The sequence below is a fragment of the Agarivorans sp. 1_MG-2023 genome (genome assembly GCF_030548385.1).
GTDB lineage: Bacteria > Pseudomonadota > Gammaproteobacteria > Enterobacterales > Celerinatantimonadaceae > Agarivorans.
Map to the genome: position 1 here is coordinate 134,554 of NZ_JAUOSJ010000009.1, position 22,533 is coordinate 157,086.

The following is a 22,533-nucleotide window of genomic DNA, read 5'->3' on the forward strand; positions in this document are numbered from 1 at the left end:
TTGGCTCGCTTATTGCTTTTCTTGTTTCATCAGTTGTTAGGAAGTCAGTATTTCGTCATTTATGGAATTCATTAATCGTCTCACCAGCTTTAAGCTTCAAGATCTAAAAAAAGTTGATGTTAATGTCATAAAAGGTGTTGGTACGCCAGTTGTGGTGCTAGCCACATTAGGCATGGTTGTATTACCAATGGCGGCATGGCTGTTGGACATATTGTTTGCCTTTAACATCTCCCTCGCCTTAGTGGTATTACTGGTAGCTATTTATACTAAACGACCGCTAGATTTTGCTGTCTTCCCAACGGTGTTGTTGATTGCCACGCTACTGCGCCTTGCATTAAACGTTGCTTCCACTCGCGTTGTATTGCTTGAAGGCCACAATGGCGGTAACGCTGCTGGTAATGTTATTGAAGCCTTTGGTTCGGTGGTAATTGGTGGCAACTATGCGGTAGGTTTGGTGGTGTTTTTAATCTTGATGATCATCAACTTTGTGGTGGTGACTAAAGGTGCTGGCCGTATTGCAGAAGTAAGCGCCCGCTTTACTTTAGATGCAATGCCCGGTAAGCAAATGGCGATTGATGCCGATTTAAACGCTGGCATCATTGACCAAGAACAAGCCCGAACACGCCGAGCAGACGTAACCAACGAAGCGGACTTTTATGGTTCTATGGATGGTGCCAGTAAGTTTGTTAAAGGGGATGCCATTGCGGGTATTCTCATTTTGTTTATTAACATTCTTGGCGGCTTTATTATTGGTGTGGCTCAGCATGATTTAACCTTTGCTGAAGCGGCAGAGGTTTATACTTTGCTTACCATTGGTGATGGCTTAGTTGCACAAATACCCTCATTACTTTTATCTATAGCCGCCGCGTTGGTAGTTACTCGTCAAAATACCGAAGCAGACATGGGCGAGCAGGTGAGCTTGCAGATGTTTAGAGACCCGCGAGTAATGATAATCTGTGGTTCAATTTTGTTCATTATGGGCATTGTCCCTGGTATGCCTCATTTGGCATTTCTTACTTGTGCAGCTGTGTGTTTAGGTGCGGCTTGGATGCGTCATAAAGGAGATGCTAAAAAAGCGGCGGATACCTCACTGCAGCCAGCGAGCTCAAGCCCAAGTGCCAGTAGCGAACCAAAAGAATTGGGTTGGGATGATGTCCAACCAGTTGATGTTATAGGCTTGGAAGTAGGGTACCGCCTAATTCCTTTGGTGGATAAAAGCCAAGGTGGTGAGTTGCTGGCTCGAATTAAAGGAGTGCGTAAAAAGCTTTCTCAAGATCTTGGTTTTTTGGTTCCAGCGGTGCATATTCGTGACAACTTAGATTTAGGTCCGAATCAATATCGTATTACCTTAATGGGTGTCACTTACGGTGAATCGGAAGTTTTTCATGATAGAGAAATGGCGATTAACCCAGGTCAGGTATTTGGTAAAATTGAAGGCCAGCCTACTACCGATCCTGCATTTGGTCTTGAAGCTGCGTGGGTAGCAACAGAGCAACGCGAGCACGCTCAAACTCTCGGTTACACCGTAGTTGACTCTGCTACGGTAGTTGCCACCCACTTGAGCCAACTCCTTACCAATAATGCATCTAACTTACTCGGCCATGAGGAAGTACAGAATCTACTAGATATGTTGGGTAACAACTTGCCTAAGTTAGTAGAAGGTTTGGTGCCAGATACGATGACGCTATCTACAGTGGTTAAAGTGCTGCAGAACTTACTCAACGAAGGTGTGCCTATTCGCGATGTACGCAGTATTGTACAAACCTTGGTGGAATACGGGCCGAAAAGCCAAGACCCCGATATTCTCACTGCAGCTTGTCGTATTTCTTTGAAACGTTTAATTGTGCAAGAGCTAATTGGCAGTGAAGCTGAATTACCGGTTATTACCTTGTCTCCAGACTTGGAGCAGATATTGCATCAATCTATGCAAGCAGCAGGTAATGATGGTGCTGGAATGGAACCTGGTTTGGCAGAGAAGTTACAAGTTTCGCTTAACGAAGCCTGTCAAAATCAAGAGTTGGCTGGTCAACCCGCTATTTTGTTAACCTCGGGAATTTTACGCTCAAGTATGTCTCGATTTGTTAAAACAGCGATGCCAGCACTGAGGGTTCTTTCTTATCAAGAAGTACCAGAAGATAAACAAATACGTATTGTGAGCTCAGTAGGGCAGTAGCCTGAAGAGTCTGACAAAAGGAAGGTGAACAGTGAAAATGAAACGCTTTTTTGCGAAAGACATGCGAACTGCATTAGCCGAGGTAAAAGAAACCTTAGGCAGTGATGCGGTAATTATGTCGAATAAAAAGGTCACTGGCGGCATTGAAATTGTTGCTGCAGTTGAACCTTCCAATTTAAAAAACAGTGCTGCAGAGAGCAGCAGAGAGCTGGCGGAAGACAGCGTCAAATTATCGTCCCGGAATCCCGCTGCGGCAAAGAAAGCGCCAACAAACCAGCATCCTGGTCATGATTTTGACGAAAATGCCAGTTTGAAAGATAACTTAACCAACTTCATGCAACGTCATCAAAAGCGCCAGCAAGAGAATTTGCAACAATCTACCTTAAAACAGCAACAACAATCGCAGCGCCCTCGTACCGTTCAAGCACCGCGTTCTTTAGCGCAGCAACAGGGCTGGGTACAACAAGGTTCTTTATCAAGTCAACCTGCTCAATCCCGTTCTGCTCAGCAGCCTAAGCAAGATTCTGCTGGAAATGAAGTGGGTGAATTGAAGAAAGAAATGGCAGCGATGCGCAAGTTACTCGAGCACCAAGTCTCTGGCTTGATGTGGCAAGAAGTTGAGCGTCAAGAACCGGTTCGAGCGATGCTCATTAAGCAATTGCAGCTAGTTGGTTTTGATGAAGACATGGCTGACCAAATCGCCGGTTATATTCCTGAAGAACTTGGTGTGCAAGAAGGCTGGCAGCATTTACGTGAGTTGCTCGCAAACCAACTTCCGGTCGGCCAAGATGAAATTCTGCTTAAAGGCGGTGCAATTGCTTTATTAGGGCCAACGGGCGTGGGCAAAACCACTACCATTGCCAAATTAGCCGCTCAGTTTTCTATGCGTCATGGCGCAGATAGCGTAGCGATGATTACCACCGATACCTATCGAATTGGCGCGCATGAACAACTTGCTACCTATGGGAAGATTATGGGTTGTGCAGTGCGGGTCGCTAACGATGAAGAAGAGTTGTCTCAATTGTTGTATCAATTTAAAGATAAAAAACTTGTGCTAATTGATACTGCCGGTATGAGCCAACGAGATTTACGTTTACACGAACAACTCGATAAGTTAGTTAAGAATAGCCGCGTGAATATACGTAACTATTTGGTGATGTCAGCTAACGCTCAACGTCGAGTTATTGAAGAAACCGTGAATCAATTCCAGCGAATTCCTCTTGCGGGTACCATACTTACCAAATTAGATGAGAGCTTGGCCTTAGGCGAGGTTTTAAATGTCACCTTGCGCCACGCTCTGCCAATCAGTTACGTTACGCATGGCCAGCAAGTGCCAGAAGATATTGCAGTTGCCGAGCCAACCAAGTTAATTGAGCAAGCGCTGTCAGTAATTGATACTCAGTCTCGGCAACATTTCTGGTTTAGTGAAACCGAACAGCAGAAGGTTTCAGATGTATTCTAAAGACAACGAATTTGATCAAGCTAGCGGCTTAAGAATGATGCAACAAAAAAATAATGTGAAAGTTATCGCTGTAACCGGTGGTAAAGGTGGTGTTGGTAAAACTAACGTTACCCTGAATATGGGCATTGCTATGGCAGCCCAAGGTAAGCGTGTAATGGTGCTGGATGCCGACTTAGGCTTGGCAAATGTAGATGTACTATTAGGCCTACGCGTTACCAAAAACTTATCGCATGTACTATCTGGCGAGTGCACATTGGATGAAGTGCTCGTAAAGGGGCCCAACGGTATATTAATCGCCCCAGCAACTTCTGGTACCCAATCAATGGTTGAATTGAGCCCGGCAGAGCATGCAGGATTGATTCGCGCATTTAGTAGCTTGAAAACTCCCATTGATATATTGCTGGTAGATACTGCTGCTGGTATTTCCGATATGGTGCTGAGCTTTGCTAAAGCCTCGCAAGATATCTTGGTCGTGGTTTGTGATGAACCCACATCGATTACTGATGCGTATGCTTTGATTAAACTATTGTCTAACAAGCACGGCGTATACAAATTTAAAGTAGTGGCAAACATGGTTCGTAGTCTGAGAGAAGGCCAAGAACTGTTTGCTAAACTAACTCGTGTTACCGATCGCTTTTTAGACGCCACTTTAGAACTCGTATCGTGTATTCCATACGATAACAATGTTCGACTCGCTGTGCGTAAACAGCGCGTCGTGGTTGAAGCGTACCCTAAATCTCCCGCTTCTTTAGCCTTTCGCTCTTTAGCGAGTAAAGGAGCTACTTGGCCGATTCCGGAACAAGCTGGTGGCCATTTAGAATTCTTCATCGAGAATCTTCTCGAATTCGGACAACGTAAAAATAGAGAACAGCTTAGTGAATAAAGTTGCCGCTTATGCCAGCGCTAGTGACACTAATGTGTTGGTGGAACGCCATGCAAATTTGGTAAAACGGATAGCGCACCATTTAATGGCGCGCCTACCGGCTAGCGTAATTGTTGATGATCTCATTCAGTCTGGAATGATTGGTCTTATCGAAGCTGCGCGTAATTTTGATGGTACCAAAGGTGCGAGTTTCGAAACCTATGCCGGGATCCGTATTCGTGGCTCAATGCTTGACGAAATTCGTCGTGGTGACTGGGTACCACGTTCTGTGCATAAAAACAGCCGCGCTATCAGTGAAGCTATTAACGCAGTTGAAAAAGAAAAGAATGGAGATGCCAAAGATGCTGAGGTTGCTGCTAAGCTGGGTGTAAGCCTAAGCGAATATCATTCAATGTTGTCTGACGTAAACTGTGGCCGAATTCTTGGTATTGAAGATCTTGGCGTGAGCGAAGATGTTATTTCTAGTGATGAAAGTCGCGAGCAAAATCGACCATTTGAAGGCTTTGCTAATCAACGCTTTCAACAATCGCTAGCCGACTGCATTAAAGGCTTACCAGAGCGCGAAGCGTTAGTATTATCGCTATATTATGACGAAGAACTTAATCTTAAAGAAATTGGCGAAGTATTAACCGTAAGCGAGTCAAGAGTCAGTCAAATACATAGCCAAGCGCTTGCTCGAGTGAAAACTCGAATGCGAGATTGGACACAATAGAGAAATTCATCCTTACAAATATGATAAAAGATGGACTAAAATTGTGTTTATTAAGGCATAATATCTTTATTACATAAATTTTTAGCCCGTTTTGAGGCTTGCAAAACATCCTGTTGGGGGACGTACCTTGGATAAAAATATGAAAATTCTGGTTGTTGATGATTTTTCAACAATGAGAAGGATTATTAAAAACCTACTTAGAGATTTAGGTTTCAACAATACTCACGAAGCTGATGACGGTAATACTGCGTTGCCAATGCTTAAAGGTGGGGACTTCGAATTTGTAGTGACCGATTGGAACATGCCGGGTATGGAAGGCATTGATTTATTAAAGAATATTCGTGCCGACGAAAGCTTGTCTCATTTACCTGTGTTAATGGTTACAGCAGAAGCGAAACGCGAACAGATTATTGAAGCCGCGCAAGCCGGCGTAAATGGTTATATTGTAAAACCTTTCACAGCTGCCACACTAAAAGAGAAGCTAGATAAGATTTTCGAAAGATTACAATAATAAAGGAAGATGTGTGAGCACTGATACTCCGATCATCTCATTAGCCGATGCCAAAGCTTTGGTGTTGCTACTTGAAGAAGGAAACGTCTCCGAGGCGAATCAATTTGTCAGTGAGCTGTGCGCTCCTAAGGCCAACCTGTTGTTTGACAAAGTTGGCCAGCTCACACGTCAACTTCACGATTCATTAAATGATTTCAAGCTAGATATTCGTATTAATGAATTAGCCAATCAGGAAATACCTGATGCAAAAGAGCGGTTAAACTATGTAATAGAGATGACCGACCAAGCCGCTAATAAGACCATGGATGCGGTTGAATCTGGCCTCCCTATTGCCGATCAATTAACCAGTGAAATCAACGATATTATGCCTGTTTGGCAAAGTTTGATGGAACGAAGAATTGAAATTGGCCAATTTAAAGCGCTATGTCACCAAATCGATATTTTCCTTAATAGTTCTTCAGCAAATGCCGATAAACTACGAAGTATGTTAACTGAAATATTGATGGCTCAAGATTTTCAAGACTTAACTGGGCAAATGATTCGTAAAGTAATCACCTTAGTTCAAGAAGTTGAAGAAAGTTTAGTGGAAATGCTGACCTTGTTTGGCAATGATAAAGCTGAAGTTATAGAGAAAAAAGCTCCTGCAAAATCGGCCATTGAAGCCGAAGGGCCAATATTAAATAAAGAGCAAAGGGATGACGTTGTTAACGATCAAGATGATGTTGATGACCTGTTATCTAGTTTAGGATTTTAAGGGAGTAGCGCATGTCGTTTGATGTAGATGAAGACATCTTACAAGACTTTCTCGTAGAAGCGGCGGAGATCCTTGAGCAGCTGTCTGAACAGTTGGTTGATTTAGAGAAACGTCCAGATGATAGTGACTTATTAAATGCTATCTTTCGCGGCTTCCATACCGTAAAAGGTGGCGCAGGCTTTTTGTCTCTTACCGAGCTTGTTGATGTTTGTCATGGTGCAGAGAACGTTTTTGACACCTTGCGTAACGGTGGGCGGGGTGTCTCGCCAGAGCTGATGGATGTTATTCTTGAAGCTCTTGATGCTGTTAATGATATGTTTGCTCAAGTGCAGGCTCGCGAACCGTTAACACCAGCTTCTCCTGATATTATTGACCGCCTGCATCATCTTTCTCAACCTGAATCCGCAGATGAAGCTCCAATTGCCGCCGCTGAGCCCGAGCCAGTAGCCATTCCTGAACCTGTCGCTCCAGCAGCTGATAGTGGGAACATTGATGAAATCAGTGATGATGAGTTTGAACGTTTACTTGACGAGCTTCATGGTAGCGATGCGCCTAAGCCTGCTGCTCCTGCGCCGAGCGCGGCCGCTCCGGCTAGTGACGGTGATATTTCCGATGACGAGTTTGAAAAACTTTTAGATGAGTTACACGGTTCTAAAGCTCCTAGTGCAGCAGCGCCAGCTCCAAAAGCTGCCGACCCCGCGCCCGCAACTAGCGGGGAAGAGATTGGCGATGACGAATTTGAAAAGCTATTGGACCAGCTACATGGTGCAGGAAAAGCGCCAGACGTTAAGCCAGCCGCTCCAGCCAAGCCTGCAGTACCTGTCGCGAAGCCTGCTGCTGCGGTTAAGCCCGCTGCCCCTGCGAAGCCAGCTGCTAAAGCTGCGCCAGCCAAAGCAGAACCCGCCAAAGCTCCTACCAAGCAAGCTGTGCCTCAAGGTGAAACGACTGTTCGTGTAGATACACGTACACTTGACGACATCATGAATATGGTCGGTGAATTGGTATTAGTTCGAAATCGCTTAGTAAGCCTTGGCCTAAATAGTAACGATGAAGACATGTCTAAAGCCACTGCCAATCTAGATGTAGTGACGGCTGACTTGCAAGGCGCGGTAATGAAAACCCGCATGCAACCTATTAAAAAGGTGTTTGGACGTTTTCCTCGAGTAGTACGAGATCTAGCTCGTAGCCTTAAAAAAGATATTAATCTTGAGTTGGTCGGCGAAGAAACCGATTTAGATAAGAACTTAGTTGAAGCTTTGGCCGATCCATTGGTCCACTTAGTCAGAAACTCAGTAGACCATGGTATAGAAATGCCAGATGAGCGAGTGGCTTCAGGCAAACCTCGTACCGGTGTTATTCGTTTATCAGCCTCGCAAGAAGGCGACCATATCCTATTGATGATTGAGGATGATGGCGCAGGAATGAATGCCGATAAGCTTAAATCAATTGCTGTTGAGCGCGGCGTGTTAGATGCCGATGCGGCAGCAAGAATGCCAGATAAAGATGCTTACAGCCTGATTTTTGCGCCAGGTTTCTCAACCAAAACCGAAATTTCTGATATTTCTGGTCGTGGTGTAGGAATGGACGTGGTGAAAACCAGTATTACTCAGCTAAACGGCTCAGTAGATATTGACTCTCATCTTGGTCAAGGCACCACTTTACAAATTAAAGTCCCGTTAACCTTGGCTATTTTGCCTACCTTGATGGTTGATGTAGGTAAACAAACCTTTGCATTGCCATTAACCAGTGTGAACGAAATATTCCACCTAGATTTGACCAAAACCAATGTGGTTGATGGTCAAGAAACGGTTATTGTTCGCGATAAAGCTATCCCGCTTTTCTATTTGCAAGATTGGCTGATTAGAAATGGTCAACCTGGTGAACGAAGCTCGCAAGGGCATGTAGTGATTGTTCAGATCGGCCCTCAGCAAGTTGGCTTTGTGGTTGATAACCTTATTGGCCAAGAAGAAGTGGTCATTAAGGCCTTAGATCAATTATTGCAGGGCACGCCTGGCATGGCTGGTGCAACAATCACCAGTGATGGCCGCATTGCATTGATACTTGATATTCCTAGCTTACTAAAACGCTACGCTCGTAAAATGTAAGCGTTGCCTCTAAGAAGAACCGAGAATGGCAATAAAAGTATTAGTCGTTGATGATTCAAGTTTTTTCAGACGTAGAGTTAGCGAAATAATCAACGCAGACTCTACGCTTGAAGTTATTGATACCGCTAAAAATGGCCGGGAAGCTATTGATATGGTTGCTCGACTAAAGCCCGACGTGATTACCATGGACATAGAAATGCCGGTAATGGACGGCATTACCGCTGTTCGCGAAATCATGGCTAAAAACCCAACGCCCGTTTTAATGTTTTCATCTTTAACGCATGATGGCGCTAAAGCGACCTTAGATGCGCTTGAAGCTGGTGCGCTAGACTTTATCCCTAAAAAGTTTGAAGACATCGCGCGTGATAGAGAAGAAGCAGTTAGTTTATTGCAACAGCGAGTGAAAGCTATTGCACGGCGCCGAGTGGTCGCAAGAAGAACCGCTAGCCCGGCAGCGCCGGCAACAACTCGTCCTGCAGTGGCTAAGCGAAGAACTCCTGTTTCATCAGGAGCTAGCAATGCTAGCCCTCCGCAGGCCGCCGAACGCGCAAGCGTTAGCCCAAGGTTTAAGCCTTCAGGTAAACGTTATAAGTTAGTTGCTATTGGCACCTCTACAGGGGGGCCAGTTGCACTGCAAACCATCCTAACCTCGATTCCCGCTGGTTTCTCCAAACCGATTTTGTTGGTGCAGCACATGCCTGCCACCTTTACCGCTGCCTTTGCTCAACGCTTAAATAGTTTGTCGCGGATTAATGTAAAACAGGCTGAAGACGGCGATGAACTTAGACCTGGTTGGGCTTATTTAGCTCCGGGTGGCAAACAAATGTTAGTGGAAGGGCGCGGGCAATATGGTCGCTTACGCATCATTGAAGGTAACGATAAGGTAAATTATAAACCTTGTGTGGATATAACTTTTGCCTCTTTAGCTAAAAGTCATCAAAGCAATGTATTGGCGATGATCCTCACTGGAATGGGGGCCGACGGCCGAGATGGTTGTCGTTTGTTAAAAGAAAACGGCTCAACTATTTGGGCGCAAGATGAAGCCAGTTGTGTGGTATACGGTATGCCTCAAGCGGTGGCTAGCGCTGGTCTTGCTTCTGAGCAAATGCCTCTAGAGCAATTTTCTGATGCGATCGTAGCGGAAATAGGGAATGGATAAACTTAGCATCTTAGGCGTATTTATTGCGTTCTCTGCTGTTGGGTTTGGTCATACTTTTGCGGGCGGAAACCTTTCAGATTTAGTTAACCTGCATGCATTTATTATTGTTATTGGCGGCACTGTTGGAGCCGTTATGCTACAAACCCCGGCATCTCAATTTACTCAAGCAATTAAGTCTATTCCTAAAGTCTGGCAATCAAGCGAATTGACATTGAGTGACCAATTCAAGCAAATCTTAGATTGGTCTCATATTGTTAGGAAAGATGGTTATCTTGTTTTAGAAAAACACCAACAAGCTGATGCTTTTAGTTTATGTGGTTTAGAAATGTTGGTTGATGGTGCAGAGCCAAGGCAGCTAAAACAATCACTAGAAGATATCATCGACTTAGAACAAAACCGTTTAGAAAAACAAGCCGGAGTATTTGAAGCCATGGGCGGATATTGCCCAACTGTTGGTATTTTAGGGGCGGTGTTAGGCTTAATTCAGGCCATGGACTTTTTAACCAGCCCTGAACAGCTTGGTCAAGGCATCGCAGTCGCCTTTGTGGCCACCATTTATGGTGTTGGTTTTGCTAACTTTGTTTTTTTACCTATCGCTAATAAATTGCGAGCAGTCGCAAACGAGCGCGCTATTTATCACGAAATGACTTTAGCCGGTTTAGTGTCGATAGCCGAAGGGGCAAGTAGTATTGAAATCCAGCGCCGTTTGAGCGCATTTACTCAAGAGTTGACTTAAGATGCGACGCCGCTATGCGGTTCATGCTAAACCCAAGGCCAGCAGTGAGCGTTGGTTGGTATCTTATGCCGATTATATGACGTTGATGTTTGCATTGTTTGTAGTCTTGTATGCGATGGCTATTGCCAATGAAAACGAATATCCCGAATTGCAACAGCGCTTACAGCAAGCCATTGCCTTATTCGAGGAGTCAGATTCAGCGATTTTACCTATTGAATCAAACAGTGCTGCTAATAATGAAGAAGGTATATTGTTCTCTGGTCAATCCATACTGGATGGTATTTCTCCGGCTAAAAAAACGCCCGTTCATTTCAGTGAGAGCGATCATAATCCCGCATTAGACGAATTTTCAGAATTAGCTGAGCAATTAGTCTACGAATTTAAAGATTTTCTAAAAAGCGACGATATAGTAATAAGTTATGATGAACAGTGGCTGACTATCGAATTAGACAGTCGTTTGTTTTTTGCCAGCGGTAGTGCTTATTTATTAAAACCAGCAGCGCAAGTTATCGATCAACTGGCTGAGCGGCTAAAACATATCAATAATTTTATTCGAGTGCGTGGTTATACTGATGAAACGGGTATAGATAGTGAACTGTATCCAAGCAATTGGGAGCTTTCGGCAGCAAGGGCTACACGAGTATTACGTGAGTTACAAAGCCGCGGAGTTACTCCCGCTAGAATGGCGATAGAGGCATTTGCTGAGTACGCACCAGAAGGTTTGGCTCAAGGCCACCGACAAAACAGACGTGTTGTTATCGCGTTGTCGAGTAAGGTATGGGAACCGCCGATTATAGCTAAACAAATAGACGTTCCAGCGGGAGAAGAGCTAGAAAAGCCCTTAAGAAAACCCGATAGTGATACCATGTTAGCCGTGCCCATTGAGGGCGGTGGCGTTCGATTTACGACAAGGCAGGAAGAATAGGTGAAAGTTTGGACGGTTGCTAATCAAAAAGGCGGTGTAGGTAAAACTACCACGGTGATTTCGCTTGCCGGTTTATTAGCTCAGCAAGGTAAGCGGGTGTTATTGCTTGATACCGATCCCCACGCATCGTTAACTAGCTATTTGGGTTTTGACGTAGATAGCGTACAAGGAACCCTATACGAGCTTTACCAAAATACCCAGCTTGACGATGCAATGGTAACCCACAGCATTCAGGCCACTTCTTTTGATAATCTTGATTTAATTCCCGCTAGTATGGCCTTAGCAACCTTGGATAAAGTGCTAGGGCAGCGAGAAGGTATGGGCCTAATTCTTAAGCGTATTTTGGCTAGAATTGAACATCAATATGACTACGTTTTAATTGACTGCCCGCCAGTGTTAGGTGTAATGATGGTGAATGCGCTAGCCGCCAGTAGCCGAGTGTTAGTGCCAGTGCAAACAGAGTTTTTAGCCATTAAAGGTTTAGAACGTATGGTGAAAACCCTCGCCATTATGCAGCGTTCTTGTCCAGAGCCTTTGCGTTACACGGTAGTGCCTACTATGTACGATAAACGAACCCGCGCTTCGCTAAGTGCGTTAAAAGAGCTACAAGAAACTTACCCTAAGAATATTTGGAACTCAGTGATTCCAATTGATACCAAGTTTAGAGATGCCAGCTTGCGTCACGCGCCGCCTTCATACCATATAAAAAATTGTCGTGGAGTATTTGCCTATCAAACTTTGCTGGCGCACTTGCAGCAAATGACCGATGAGCAGGGGCTGCTATGAATAGCGACAAGATGATGGAAGAAGCATTAGGCAGTTATTTCGACTCTTTGTTAACAGAGCCTAATCAAGCGCCTGAAAAAGCAGATGCTGAACCTATTGTTGAAGTAGCCAATGCACCAGAGCCGCAAGTAAAACCTTTAGCGAAATTATTCGAAGAAGCAGAGCAGCGAGTTGCAGCTGTTGCCGAAGCCAAACCGGTTTTATTGCCGATTGCGGAGATTCCCGAACAAGCTCCAGAAGTTGAAGAACAACAAGAAGCCAAAGAGCAAATAGTTGTTGAAGACGAACAGCATGTTGAAACTCTGGTAGATACTGAATTTGAACCAGCGTCTGAGGCAGTTCCGCCTGAATGGCGAAATATTGAAACTGAAAATGATTTTCAGGTGCTATTCTTTGAAGTAGCTGGAGTGACTTTTGGTGTTCCGCTAACAGAGCTAGGTGGTATTCACCGCATATCCGAGGTGAGCCCCTTGTTTGGTAAGCCTAGTTGGTTTTCGGGCATAATGATTGAGCGAGAACAAAAGCTGTCGGTGGTTGATACAGCAAAATGGGTGATGCCAAATCAGCCTTTTGAGCCCGATTACAAATATTTAGTGATGCTGGGTGAAACTGCTTGGGGCTTAAGTTGTGAAAAGCTGTTTGGCACAGAGCGTCTTACCAGAGACGATGTTAAATGGCGTTCTGAACCCGGTTCCAGACGTTGGTTAGCGGGAATGGTTAAGCAAAAAATGTGCGCTTTGGTTCACGTAGAAGAGTTACAGAAAATGCTGAGCGAAGGCGTGAATATCGAAGGGCAATAAAATAGTGAGACACGGCTAGGTTTCTTAAGTGGAAAGAGTAGGAAAATCTGCCGTTTAGTTTTATAACATATGATATATACTGAATATATGAGTTGCGAGATCCGATTGGACTCACGAACAACAAAAAGGACACGCAGATGAGCGAGCAGCGTAATATCGCAGAAAATATTGCCGAAGATGAAGTACTACAATGGGTGACTTTTCAACTAGAAAGTGAGACCTATGGAATTAACGTAATGCAAGTGCAAGAAGTGCTGCGTTACACCGAGATTGCTCCTGTTCCTGGCGCACCAAACTACGTACTCGGTATTATAAATCTTCGTGGTAACGTGGTTACTGTTATTGATACTCGCTCGCGCTTTGGTTTGCCGTCATCAGACATTACTGAGAATTCACGTATTGTTATTATTGAAGCTGAATCTCAAGTGATTGGTATTTTGGTGGATAGCGTAGCAGAAGTGGTTTATTTACGTTCTTCGGAAATTGATATTGCGCCAAATGTAGGCACTGAAGAAAGTGCTAAATTTATTCAAGGCGTAAGTAACCGTGATGGTCAATTGTTAATCCTCGTGGATTTAAACAAGTTGCTTTCAGATGAAGAGTGGGACGAAGTAAGCTCACTATAAATGGATTGGATTAATCTTATTGCCCTAGTGGTAACAGTGCTTTGCCTTAGTGGGGCCTTCTGGCTCCTTAGTAAGGCAAAGCAGCAAGCTGAAGCAAGTGAAAACAAAATGCTCAGCTTAGAAACGGTGACTAAAAACCTTCTTAAGACTCATCGCGTTATTGAAAAGCAATTGCAAGAGCTGCATGTTGCCAACGCTTCTTTAGTAAAAGAGCTTGAGCGCCAGAGTGATCAAGTCGAACAAGCATTTTTGCGAACCTCTCAAATTCAATCGCAAGACCCAGACAGTAAGTTATATACACGCGCTGTTAAATTAGTGGAGTTAGGGGCGGATCTAGAAGAAGTAATGCGCGAATGTGAGTTACCAAAAGCTGAGGCTGAATTATTGCTTAGCTTGCGTAACAAGATGAAAGGCCAAGTAAGCTAAGCTTTATCTTTAGTGGCTCTGGCCTGATTTGACAATTGCCGACTCTAGAGGCACTTGTTAGCTTAGATTCTAGCCAGCTTTTTTCAGCCAAAATCAATTTCCCATCAACTAATATTTCAAACGGAGCTAATGTGTTTACTTCCGTTTGATTAGCCTTCAACACTCCACCTTGTGGCTACCTAGTCAGCTCCTATTATTAATTGTGCGGTGTTAAACGAATTTATCCATAGCTGATTATTAATTTTTCGGTGCGAGCTTTAACTTACTCGTTGGTCTTAAAATAAACATTGAATATTTGTTACTTAGCTTGCAAAGCGCTGTAAGCATGAGGTTAATTTAGCTGGCTAAGTTAGATTTAATGGTTAGCTGTGGTAACATCCAAGCCAATTATTTTGTCAAAATGATGATCGATGCTTAAAGCTAGTGAACTGTGTTGTGTAAGGGAAGAACGGGTATTGTTTGACGGGCTGTCTTTTACCTTACTCCCTGGAGAAATACTGCAAATAGCTGGCCCAAATGGGGCTGGTAAAACTAGTTTACTGCGGCTTATCGCAGGGCTTTCTCGCCCTGAAAGTGGTGAAATTATCTGGCAAGATCATTCTATTACTCAAGATGCTGACAGCTATCATCGAGATTGCCTTTATTTAGGTCATCATGCGGGGGTGAAAGCAGAATTGAGCGCCTTAGAAAACCTCAGGTTTTATTTGGGTTTAGCCGGGCAAAGTTTGGCGCAAGAGCAACTCTATGCTTTGTTAACTCGAGTAGGGCTAGCAGGCTTAGAAGAAGAGCCCGTTGCCCACCTTTCTGCTGGTCAGCAAAGGCGCGTAGCGTTAGCGCGTTTATGGTTAGTAAAACGTAAACTGTGGATCTTAGATGAACCCTTTACTGCAATTGATAAACAGGGTGTAGCGTATCTTGAGCAAGTGATACTCGAACATGCTAAATCTGGTGGGATGGTGTTGCTTACCACGCACCAAGAACTAAATATTGCTCCTGAGCATTATCGAGTACTAGAGATTAAACCCGCCTTTGAAGAGGTGGTATAATGCAGGTTTTCATCACAGTCATTAAGCGCGAATTATTGGCTGCTTTTCGCCAAAAATCAGATGTGCTAAATCCGTTGTGGTTTATTCTAATTGTTATTACTTTGTTTCCTATCGCTGTAGGCCCTGAGCCTTTGTTATTGGCAAGAATAGCGCCCGGAATTTTATGGGTCGCTGCTTTGTTATCTTCGCTATTATCGTTAGAGCGTTTGTTTCGCGATGATTATGCTGATGGCTCTTTAGAGCAGATGATTATTGGTGGCTCGCCGTTGGCCTTGATTGCTTTAGCGAAAATTGTCGCCCATTGGCTGATCACCGGCTTACCTATTTTACTGTTGTCGCCTTTGTTAGCAGTATTGCTGTCTCTAGAGTGGCAAAGCTTTCAAGCGACGTTCTATACCTTGGTTTTAGGTACGCCAGTCTTAAGTTTGATTGGCTCGGTTGGAGTGGCGTTAACGGTAGGTTTACGCAAAGGCGGAGTATTGCTCAGCTTACTTATCTTGCCACTTTACATACCGGTGCTTATTTTTGCGACATCTGCGATTGAAGCAGCGTCTTTAAGCTTGCCCTATGCAGGGCATTTAGCGATTATGGGGGCAATTAGTTTACTGGCTTTAACACTGGCTCCTTTTGCTACCGCTGCCGCGCTAAAAGTTAGTATTAACTAAATATAATTAATTAAGTGAGAGAGTAAATACCATTATGTGGAAATGGTTACATCCTTACGCAAAACCAGAAGCCAGTTACCAATTAGCCGGTAAATTTGTGCCTTGGTTTAGTGTGTTTGCTATTGTTTGTTTCGCTGTTGGATTGGTGTGGGGATTAGCCTTCGCTCCAGCAGATTATCAACAAGGCGATAGCTTTCGTATCATCTATATTCACGTACCTTCAGCCATTTTGTCGATGGGTGCATATTCCTCTATGGCCGTGGCTGCTTTTATTGGATTAGTTTGGCAGATTAAGCAAGCCGATATGTACGTAGCCGCTGTTGCGCCAGTAGGGGCGGTATTCACATTTATTGCTTTGTTCACCGGTGCCGCTTGGGGTAAGCCCATGTGGGGTGCTTGGTGGGTATGGGATGCACGTTTAACCTCTGAGTTAATTTTGCTGTTTTTGTATTTGGGTGTCATTGCGTTATATAACGCGTTCTCAGACAAAACCATGGCCGGCAGAGCGGCAGGCATTTTAAGCTTAGTGGGCGTTATTAACCTGCCGATCATTCACTATTCAGTAGAGTGGTGGAATACCCTGCATCAGGGTGCAACCATTACTAAATTTGATAAACCTTCAATAGATTCGGATATGTTATGGCCTTTGTTGCTGAACATTGCTGCCTTTACATTTTTCTTGGGCGCAGTGAGTTTAGTGAGGTTTAGAACAGAACTATTACGCCGTGAGCAACGTAGACCGTGGGTACAACAACTTATTAATCGCCACTCTCAGGCTAGAGGTTGAACGCCATGCAATTTGAATCAGTCAGTGATTTTTTAGCCATGGGCGGCTATGCATTTTATGTATGGCTAGCGTTTGGTGTTAGTGCTGCAGCCATGATTGCCATTGTGGTAGACAGCATAGTTAAACGTAATGCAATTTTTAAATCGGTGGCACGCCAATCGGCTCGCCAACAACGCGTACAAGCAGCAAAAGAGGTAACTGAACGCTTATGAACCCAAGACGTAAAAAACGCTTAACCATTGTGTTGGCCATTGTACTTGGATTGGGGGCGTCAATCGGCTTACTGCTATTTGCTTTGCAACAGAACATTGATTTGTTTTACACACCTACGGAGCTTGTGAAAGGCAAAGGCAAGCAAGAAGTGAAACCTGAGGTCGGCCAACGATTACGTATTGGTGGCTTGGTGCTGCCTGGCACGGTGGAACGCTCACAAACGAGTTTACAAGTTAGCTTTAAGCTTAGTGACGCTGGCGGAGGAATAGTTACGGTACTTTATGAAGGCATACTTCCAGATTTATTCCGCGAAGGGCAAGGCATTGTGGCACAAGGTGAGTTAGTAGACGCAAACACCGTGTCGGCATTTGAAGTACTAGCAAAACATGACGAAGAATATATGCCACAGGAAGTGGCAGAAGCGTTAGAAGGAATGGAACACTTTAAACCTGAATATACAGAGGCCCAACTTCAGGGCTCTGGACACTAGAGACGGAACTATGATCCCGGAACTTGGACATTACGCCTTAATTTTGGCGGTTACTCTGGCTATTTTACAAAGCGTTTATCCCTTATGGGGCGCCAGTAAAAATAGCGTGGCCTTAATGAAATTGGCGCGACCACTGGCCTTGGGGCAATTCGCCTTTGTTGGCTTGTCATTTGTGGTATTAAGTTACTCGTTTGCCATTAATGATTTCTCCGTCGCTTATGTGGCTAATAACTCAAACAGTCAGCTGCCCGTGTATTACCGACTATCTGCAGTTTGGGGGGCACACGAAGGCTCACTATTGCTTTGGGCACTGATTTTAGCTGGTTGGGGCGCTGCTGTGGCTATGTTTAGCCGTGGTTTGCCTTTAGATGCTGTGGCGCGCGTTGTTGCAGTTATGGGCATGATTTGTGTTGGTTTCTATTTATTTATTCTGCTTACTTCAAATCCCTTCGATAGAACATTGCCGTTCTTCCCGGTTGATGGGCAAGACTTAAACCCCTTATTGCAAGACGTTGGTTTAATATTCCATCCGCCGCTGCTATACATGGGTTATGTAGGTTTCTCCGTAGCTTTTGCTTTTGCTATTGCTGCACTGCTCGCGGGGCGTTTAGATTCTACTTGGGCACGCTGGTCTCGCCCTTGGACAATGGCCGCATGGATATTCTTAACTGTAGGCATCGCGCTAGGTAGCTGGTGGGCATACTACGAACTCGGTTGGGGTGGTTGGTGGTTCTGGGATCCAGTGGAAAATGCATCGTTTATGCCTTGGTTAGTGGGTACAGCCTTATTGCATTCTTTAGCGGTAACCGAAAAGCGAGGGGTGTTTAAATCTTGGACGGTATTGCTGGCGATTTCAGCCTTCTCGCTCAGTTTATTAGGGACATTTTTGGTTCGCTCAGGAGTATTGGTATCGGTACATGCATTTGCTAGTGACCCAGCTCGTGGCTTGTTTATTCTAGGCTTTTTGTTGGTAGTGATTGGTGGTTCATTACTGCTGTTTGCTATTCGCGGCTCTCAAGTTAAAAGCCGTGGTAGTTATAGCTTGTTTTCACGAGAGACCTTTTTGCTGATTAACAATATCTTGCTGATCGCGGCGTTAGTGGTGGTGTTGCTAGGCACCTTGTTGCCGCTAGTGCATAAAGAGATAGGCTTGGGCAGTATTTCTATTGGTGAAGCATTCTTTAACAGAATGTTTAGCTGGATGATTGTGCCATTTGCTTTGGCTTTAGGCATTGGCCCGCTGCTGCGATGGAAACGTCAAGATATACGACCACTTAAAAAGTCTTTAAGCCTTATCGCTGTGTTTAGTTTAGCGGTTCCTGCATTGTTGCTGGTAATGCTTGCGCCAAAATTTTATGCCTTAGCCTATATGGCCTTAGTGTTATCTTTTTGGGTGATTGCTTGTACCGCCCTAGAAGTGTATTTACGGGCAACGCATCGCCACAGCTTTATGAAAGGCGTTAAAGTACTTAGCCGCTCTCATTGGGCAATGGTATTAGGCCATCTGGGTTTGGCTGTAACGGTCATTGGTGTTTCCATGACTAGCCATTACAGTATTGAACGCGATTTGCGTATGGAGGCGGGTGAATCGGTTACCTTCGCTGCCTATCGTTTCCACTTTAAAGAAGTTAACCCTTTAGTTGGCCCTAACTATGAAGGTCACGTGGGGGTGATTGACGTATACAAAGGCGAACAGCTTGCTACCACCTTACGCGCAGAAAAACGTTTCTACCGTGTACAGCGCAATATGATGACCGAAGCGGCAATTGACGCCGGCTTGTGGCGAGACCTTTATGCTGCAATGGGTGAACAATTGCCCGGAGGTGCGTGGGCTGTACGCTTGTACTATAAGCCATTTATTCGTTGGATTTGGTTAGGCTCAATCATTATGGCTATTGGCGGCATTTTTGCTATGGCGGATAAACGTTACCGCTTTAAAGTGAAACAAGAGCAGTTGAGTGACAAAACTCCTGCTCAAGCTAAAGCTAAAGCTAAAGCATTAGCGGAGGAGTCGTAAGTGAACAAACGCGCGATGTATTTCCTTTTGCCACTGATCGCATTTTTGTTTATGGCGGTGTTTTTATATCGCGGTTTATATAGCGATGCCACAGAGCTTGAGTCGGTACTTATTGGTAAGCCAGTGCCTCAATTCACTTTGCAGGATATTTATCAGCAAGAAAAACAACATGACGCTGCTATTTTTAAAGGGCAGCCTCTGTTGTTAAATGTGTGGGCAACGTGGTGCCCAACCTGTCGAGCTGAGCATACTTTCTTGAATTCGTTAGCGGCACAAGGCGTGAAAATTGTCGGCCTTAATTACAAAGACGACCGAAGCAAAGCGATTAAGTGGTTAGAGCAATTAGGCAATCCTTATCAAGTGAACTTGTACGATGGTAAGGGCTTACTCGCTCTCGACTTAGGGGTATACGGTGCACCTGAGACTTACTTTATTGATAGCGAAGGTGTTATTCGTTATCGCCATGTGGGTGACGTGAACGCTCGTAATTGGCAAGAAACCCTCGGTCCTATTTTTAGTGGCTTGGAGTAACGATGAATAAACATCTACGAAGTATTCTGGTCGCCTTATGTTTTTGTGCGCCAATAGTGGCCAATGCTGCGATTGAGGCACATGAGTTTGACTCTCCAGAGCAAGAAGAACTTTTTAGGGAGTTAACCCGTGAATTACGTTGTCCTAAGTGCCAGAACAATAATATCTCTGATTCAAATGCTGGTTTAGCCCAAGACTTACGGGAAAAGACCTATCAAATGGTGAAGTCGGGTAGTGATAAACAGCAAGTATTAGATTATATGGTGGCGCGTTATGGCAATTTTGTTCGTTACGACCCACCACTAACACCTGCAGTACTAACGCTTTGGTTAGCTCCTATTGGCATTATTTTTATTGGTGGCTTTACGGTTTGGCGCTTAGCCAGGCGTAAAAAATGCGCTCAGCCAGAGTTAGATTCACAAGAACAACAACGCCTAGCAGAGTTGCTTAAACAAACGGAGCAAAAGAAATAATGACAGTATTCTGGTTAGCTGCCACCGTTCTTACTATTGTAGCCTTAGCAATAATAGTGTTGCCGCTTTGGAAGCAAAGACAATCGAAGTCGGTCACCCAAACTGAGTTAAATAAAACCCTCTATAAAGACCGCTTAGTTGAAATTGAACAAGAAAACCAACAAGGTTTAGCCGAAGACAGTGACGTGCTAGTGAGTGAACTACAGCACAATTTGTTAGACGATATTCCCGAGGAAACAGCCAAAGAGCAATCTCATGTATCTGCTTGGGTAGCAATTCCTGGTGTGGTGTTTATTATCGCTTTATCTATTGGCATGTATGCAAGCCTGGGCGGTTCAAAACAAGTTCAAGATTGGCAAGACATTGTTCAACAAATGCCCGAACTAAGTAATAAAGTGTTACTTGGTGAGGGAGGGGAAGTAACCGAGCAAGATTTGTCGAACTTTGCACTGGGCTTGCGAACTAAATTGCATAACGATCCTTCAGATACTCGTGGTTGGTTTTTGTTAGCAAAAGTTGGCCAAGCGCTTAATCGTTTAGATATTATGATGGATGCAGCAGAACAAGCTTATATGCGTGACTCTAACAGCGCCAATATTGTGGCGGTGTATGTTCAGTCTTTGTTCTACAGCGGCGAGCCAAATCAAGCAGCAAGAGCAGAGCGAATTTTGGTGCTAGCCTTACAAAAAGACTCGAGCCAGTTAGAGTTATGGTCGTTATATGCATTCATGGCTTTAGAGCAGCAACAGTTTCAGTTAGCGATAGATCGCTGGCAAACAATGCAAGGTTTGGTTGATGTAGACTCTGAACGTTATCAAATGCTTGGACAAAGCATCGAGTTTGCTAAGGGACAAATTGCCGCTCAGCAGCAATCTCAGCCAGCTGAAGTTGTAAGTGTTGACCCAGTAGTACCAAGTGGACCTAGTTACAGTATTACCGTTGATGTTAAAGATGGTTTAGCGGTTCCAGACTCTAGCTTTTTGTTTGTATTTGCTAAATCGGTAAATGGCCCGCCGATGCCTTTAGCGGCTAAGAAGGTTGCTCACCCTCGCTTCCCTGTTACGGTGAACTTATCTGACAGTGATAGCATGATGGAAGGGTTGAAGTTGTCGCAGCAAGGGGACTTCTACATTACCGCGCGTTTGTCGTATGACAATAATGTACAAACTACAGATGGTGATTGGGAAGGAAAATCTTCTGCTATATCTCAAGGTGGTGATAGCCCAATACAGTTAGTCATTGATACCCAGCTATAACTTTGTATTAATACTGTAAGCAATAATAGTTTTTACTATTCACATTAGGCTATCGGTGCCATAATAAACTTAGGTTGCTTAGCAACCTTTTTTTATTTGTGTCGCAACTAGCTATCACTGTTTAGTTTTGCGAGTAGTACAAGACCAAGGAAGGGGCACTGGGTGCGTAGTGTTGTTATAGCTTTTGCGATGTTTAGCGCTATTTTTTCAACTGCATTCTCAACATCAGCAAGTGAAGTTGAAGAACTTCCTGAGCCTTATCAAGATTTTTCCGACCCCTTTGAAAGCTTCAATCGAAGCATGTGGAACTTCAATTACAACTACTTAGACAAACCGCTTTACCGACCCGTAACTCACGTTTACGCAGAGTATATTCCTTTTGGATTACGCGAAGCGATGAATAACGTTATTCGAAACCTGGAAGAACCCGCTAGTTTTGCCAACCATTTATTGCAAGGCAAAGTTGAACGTGCCTCTAATAATTTAGTTCGTTTTTTGTTTAATTCTAGTTTTGGTATTTTTGGTGTCTTTGATTTAATGGGACGCTCAGGTGTAAAGCGTGACATCGAAGAATTTGGCGATGTTATGGGTTTTTATGGTGTGCCTGAAGGCCCCTACGTGATGTTGCCAGTACTCGGTCCCACCACTGTACGTAAAGAAGTGGGTGATTGGGTTGATGCATTTGCTTCACCGCTGACTAACTTAACTTTTGCAGAACAAGTGATTAAATGGGGCTTAGATGGTCTCTATAAACGTGCATCAGTCATTGAACAAGAACCTTTGCTAGACAACTCCCTCGACAGCTATACTTTCGTAAAAGATGCCTACCTGCAATATCGTTTATATCGTTTTTATAACGGTAAACCGCCTACCAGTTCTAAAGAAGACATAGATTCAGCTTTAGAAGATTATTTGGATGAGATCGAAGAATATTAACTAAGCTATGGTATCAACCAGTTGCTTAGTTACAGAGAAAGCGTTCTATGCTGGGTGTTAG

The 22,533-nt window shown here is 44.2% G+C and carries 24 protein-coding genes; all 24 read left to right on the forward strand.

The window, feature by feature from the left end; all coding sequences use genetic code 11:
* The first annotated feature begins 61 nt into the window (after positions 1-61).
* The 24 genes from flhA (at position 62) to Q4592_RS14505 (ending at position 22,472) form a co-directional block, all read left to right on the forward strand.
* Positions 62-2,173 carry a flagellar biosynthesis protein FlhA gene (flhA, locus tag Q4592_RS14390; protein ID WP_303514285.1) on the forward strand — a complete coding sequence of 704 codons (2,112 nt, stop codon included), beginning with the start codon at positions 62-64 and terminating at the stop codon, positions 2,171-2,173.
* Between the two features lie 37 nt (positions 2,174-2,210).
* Positions 2,211-3,635, forward strand: a complete 1,425-nt coding sequence (gene flhF, locus Q4592_RS14395) for a flagellar biosynthesis protein FlhF (protein WP_303514286.1) — start codon at positions 2,211-2,213, stop codon at positions 3,633-3,635.
* Complete coding sequence (locus tag Q4592_RS14400) at positions 3,625-4,518, forward strand: MinD/ParA family protein (RefSeq protein WP_137671393.1); 894 nt, start codon at positions 3,625-3,627, stop codon at positions 4,516-4,518. Before flhF ends, Q4592_RS14400 begins: the two co-directional genes overlap by 11 nt.
* Positions 4,511-5,230, forward strand: a complete 720-nt coding sequence (locus Q4592_RS14405; RefSeq protein WP_303514292.1) for an RNA polymerase sigma factor FliA — start codon at positions 4,511-4,513, stop codon at positions 5,228-5,230. The genes Q4592_RS14400 and Q4592_RS14405 overlap by 8 nt, the downstream gene beginning before the upstream one ends.
* A gap of 127 nt (positions 5,231-5,357) precedes the next feature.
* Positions 5,358-5,741, forward strand: coding sequence for a chemotaxis response regulator CheY (cheY, locus tag Q4592_RS14410; RefSeq protein WP_084681816.1), 384 nt, complete (start codon positions 5,358-5,360; stop codon positions 5,739-5,741).
* Between the two features lie 13 nt (positions 5,742-5,754).
* Positions 5,755-6,495 (forward strand): protein phosphatase CheZ, encoded by a 741-nt coding sequence (locus Q4592_RS14415; protein ID WP_137671391.1) that lies wholly within the window; start codon positions 5,755-5,757, stop codon positions 6,493-6,495.
* Between the two features lie 11 nt (positions 6,496-6,506).
* The gene (locus Q4592_RS14420) at positions 6,507-8,600 is read left to right on the forward strand and encodes a chemotaxis protein CheA (protein ID WP_303514299.1); all 2,094 of its coding nucleotides are present in this window, start codon (positions 6,507-6,509) and stop codon (positions 8,598-8,600) included.
* A gap of 25 nt (positions 8,601-8,625) precedes the next feature.
* Complete coding sequence (locus tag Q4592_RS14425) at positions 8,626-9,759, forward strand: chemotaxis response regulator protein-glutamate methylesterase (RefSeq protein ID WP_303514301.1); 1,134 nt, start codon at positions 8,626-8,628, stop codon at positions 9,757-9,759.
* Positions 9,752-10,495, forward strand: coding sequence for a flagellar motor protein (locus Q4592_RS14430; RefSeq protein WP_303514303.1), 744 nt, complete (start codon positions 9,752-9,754; stop codon positions 10,493-10,495). The genes Q4592_RS14425 and Q4592_RS14430 overlap by 8 nt, the downstream gene beginning before the upstream one ends.
* Position 10,496: 1 nt before the next feature.
* Complete coding sequence (locus Q4592_RS14435) at positions 10,497-11,420, forward strand: flagellar motor protein MotB (RefSeq protein WP_303514305.1); 924 nt, start codon at positions 10,497-10,499, stop codon at positions 11,418-11,420.
* On the forward strand, positions 11,421-12,206 hold the full coding sequence (locus Q4592_RS14440) for a ParA family protein (protein WP_137671386.1): 786 nt from the start codon (positions 11,421-11,423) through the stop codon (positions 12,204-12,206).
* Entirely contained in the window at positions 12,203-13,006 is an 804-nt protein-coding gene (locus Q4592_RS14445) for a chemotaxis protein CheW (RefSeq protein ID WP_303514309.1), read from the forward strand. The genes Q4592_RS14440 and Q4592_RS14445 overlap by 4 nt, the downstream gene beginning before the upstream one ends.
* A gap of 137 nt (positions 13,007-13,143) precedes the next feature.
* Positions 13,144-13,632, forward strand: a complete 489-nt coding sequence (locus Q4592_RS14450) for a chemotaxis protein CheW (protein WP_016401689.1) — start codon at positions 13,144-13,146, stop codon at positions 13,630-13,632.
* On the forward strand, positions 13,633-14,058 hold the full coding sequence (locus Q4592_RS14455; protein WP_303514314.1) for a DUF2802 domain-containing protein: 426 nt from the start codon (positions 13,633-13,635) through the stop codon (positions 14,056-14,058).
* A 410-nt stretch (positions 14,059-14,468) separates the two neighbouring features.
* On the forward strand, positions 14,469-15,104 hold the full coding sequence (gene ccmA / locus Q4592_RS14460) for a cytochrome c biogenesis heme-transporting ATPase CcmA (RefSeq protein ID WP_303514316.1): 636 nt from the start codon (positions 14,469-14,471) through the stop codon (positions 15,102-15,104).
* Entirely contained in the window at positions 15,104-15,769 is a 666-nt protein-coding gene (gene ccmB / locus Q4592_RS14465; protein WP_303514318.1) for a heme exporter protein CcmB, read from the forward strand. Before ccmA ends, ccmB begins: the two co-directional genes overlap by 1 nt.
* Positions 15,770-15,803: 34 nt before the next feature.
* The gene (locus tag Q4592_RS14470; RefSeq protein ID WP_303514321.1) at positions 15,804-16,556 is read left to right on the forward strand and encodes a heme ABC transporter permease; all 753 of its coding nucleotides are present in this window, start codon (positions 15,804-15,806) and stop codon (positions 16,554-16,556) included.
* A gap of 5 nt (positions 16,557-16,561) precedes the next feature.
* Positions 16,562-16,768, forward strand: a complete 207-nt coding sequence (gene ccmD, locus Q4592_RS14475; protein ID WP_303514323.1) for a heme exporter protein CcmD — start codon at positions 16,562-16,564, stop codon at positions 16,766-16,768.
* Entirely contained in the window at positions 16,765-17,259 is a 495-nt protein-coding gene (gene ccmE, locus Q4592_RS14480; RefSeq protein WP_137671379.1) for a cytochrome c maturation protein CcmE, read from the forward strand. The genes ccmD and ccmE overlap by 4 nt, the downstream gene beginning before the upstream one ends.
* Positions 17,260-17,269: 10 nt before the next feature.
* Entirely contained in the window at positions 17,270-19,276 is a 2,007-nt protein-coding gene (locus Q4592_RS14485) for a heme lyase CcmF/NrfE family subunit (RefSeq protein WP_303514330.1), read from the forward strand.
* Entirely contained in the window at positions 19,277-19,807 is a 531-nt protein-coding gene (locus Q4592_RS14490) for a DsbE family thiol:disulfide interchange protein (protein ID WP_303514332.1), read from the forward strand.
* Positions 19,808-19,809: 2 nt separating this feature from the next.
* Positions 19,810-20,280, forward strand: coding sequence for a cytochrome c-type biogenesis protein (locus tag Q4592_RS14495; protein WP_303514334.1), 471 nt, complete (start codon positions 19,810-19,812; stop codon positions 20,278-20,280).
* The gene (ccmI, locus tag Q4592_RS14500; RefSeq protein ID WP_303514337.1) at positions 20,280-21,536 is read left to right on the forward strand and encodes a c-type cytochrome biogenesis protein CcmI; all 1,257 of its coding nucleotides are present in this window, start codon (positions 20,280-20,282) and stop codon (positions 21,534-21,536) included. The genes Q4592_RS14495 and ccmI overlap by 1 nt, the downstream gene beginning before the upstream one ends.
* A 162-nt stretch (positions 21,537-21,698) precedes the next feature.
* The gene (locus Q4592_RS14505; RefSeq protein WP_303514339.1) at positions 21,699-22,472 is read left to right on the forward strand and encodes a VacJ family lipoprotein; all 774 of its coding nucleotides are present in this window, start codon (positions 21,699-21,701) and stop codon (positions 22,470-22,472) included.
* The last annotated feature ends 61 nt before the right edge of the window (positions 22,473-22,533 follow it).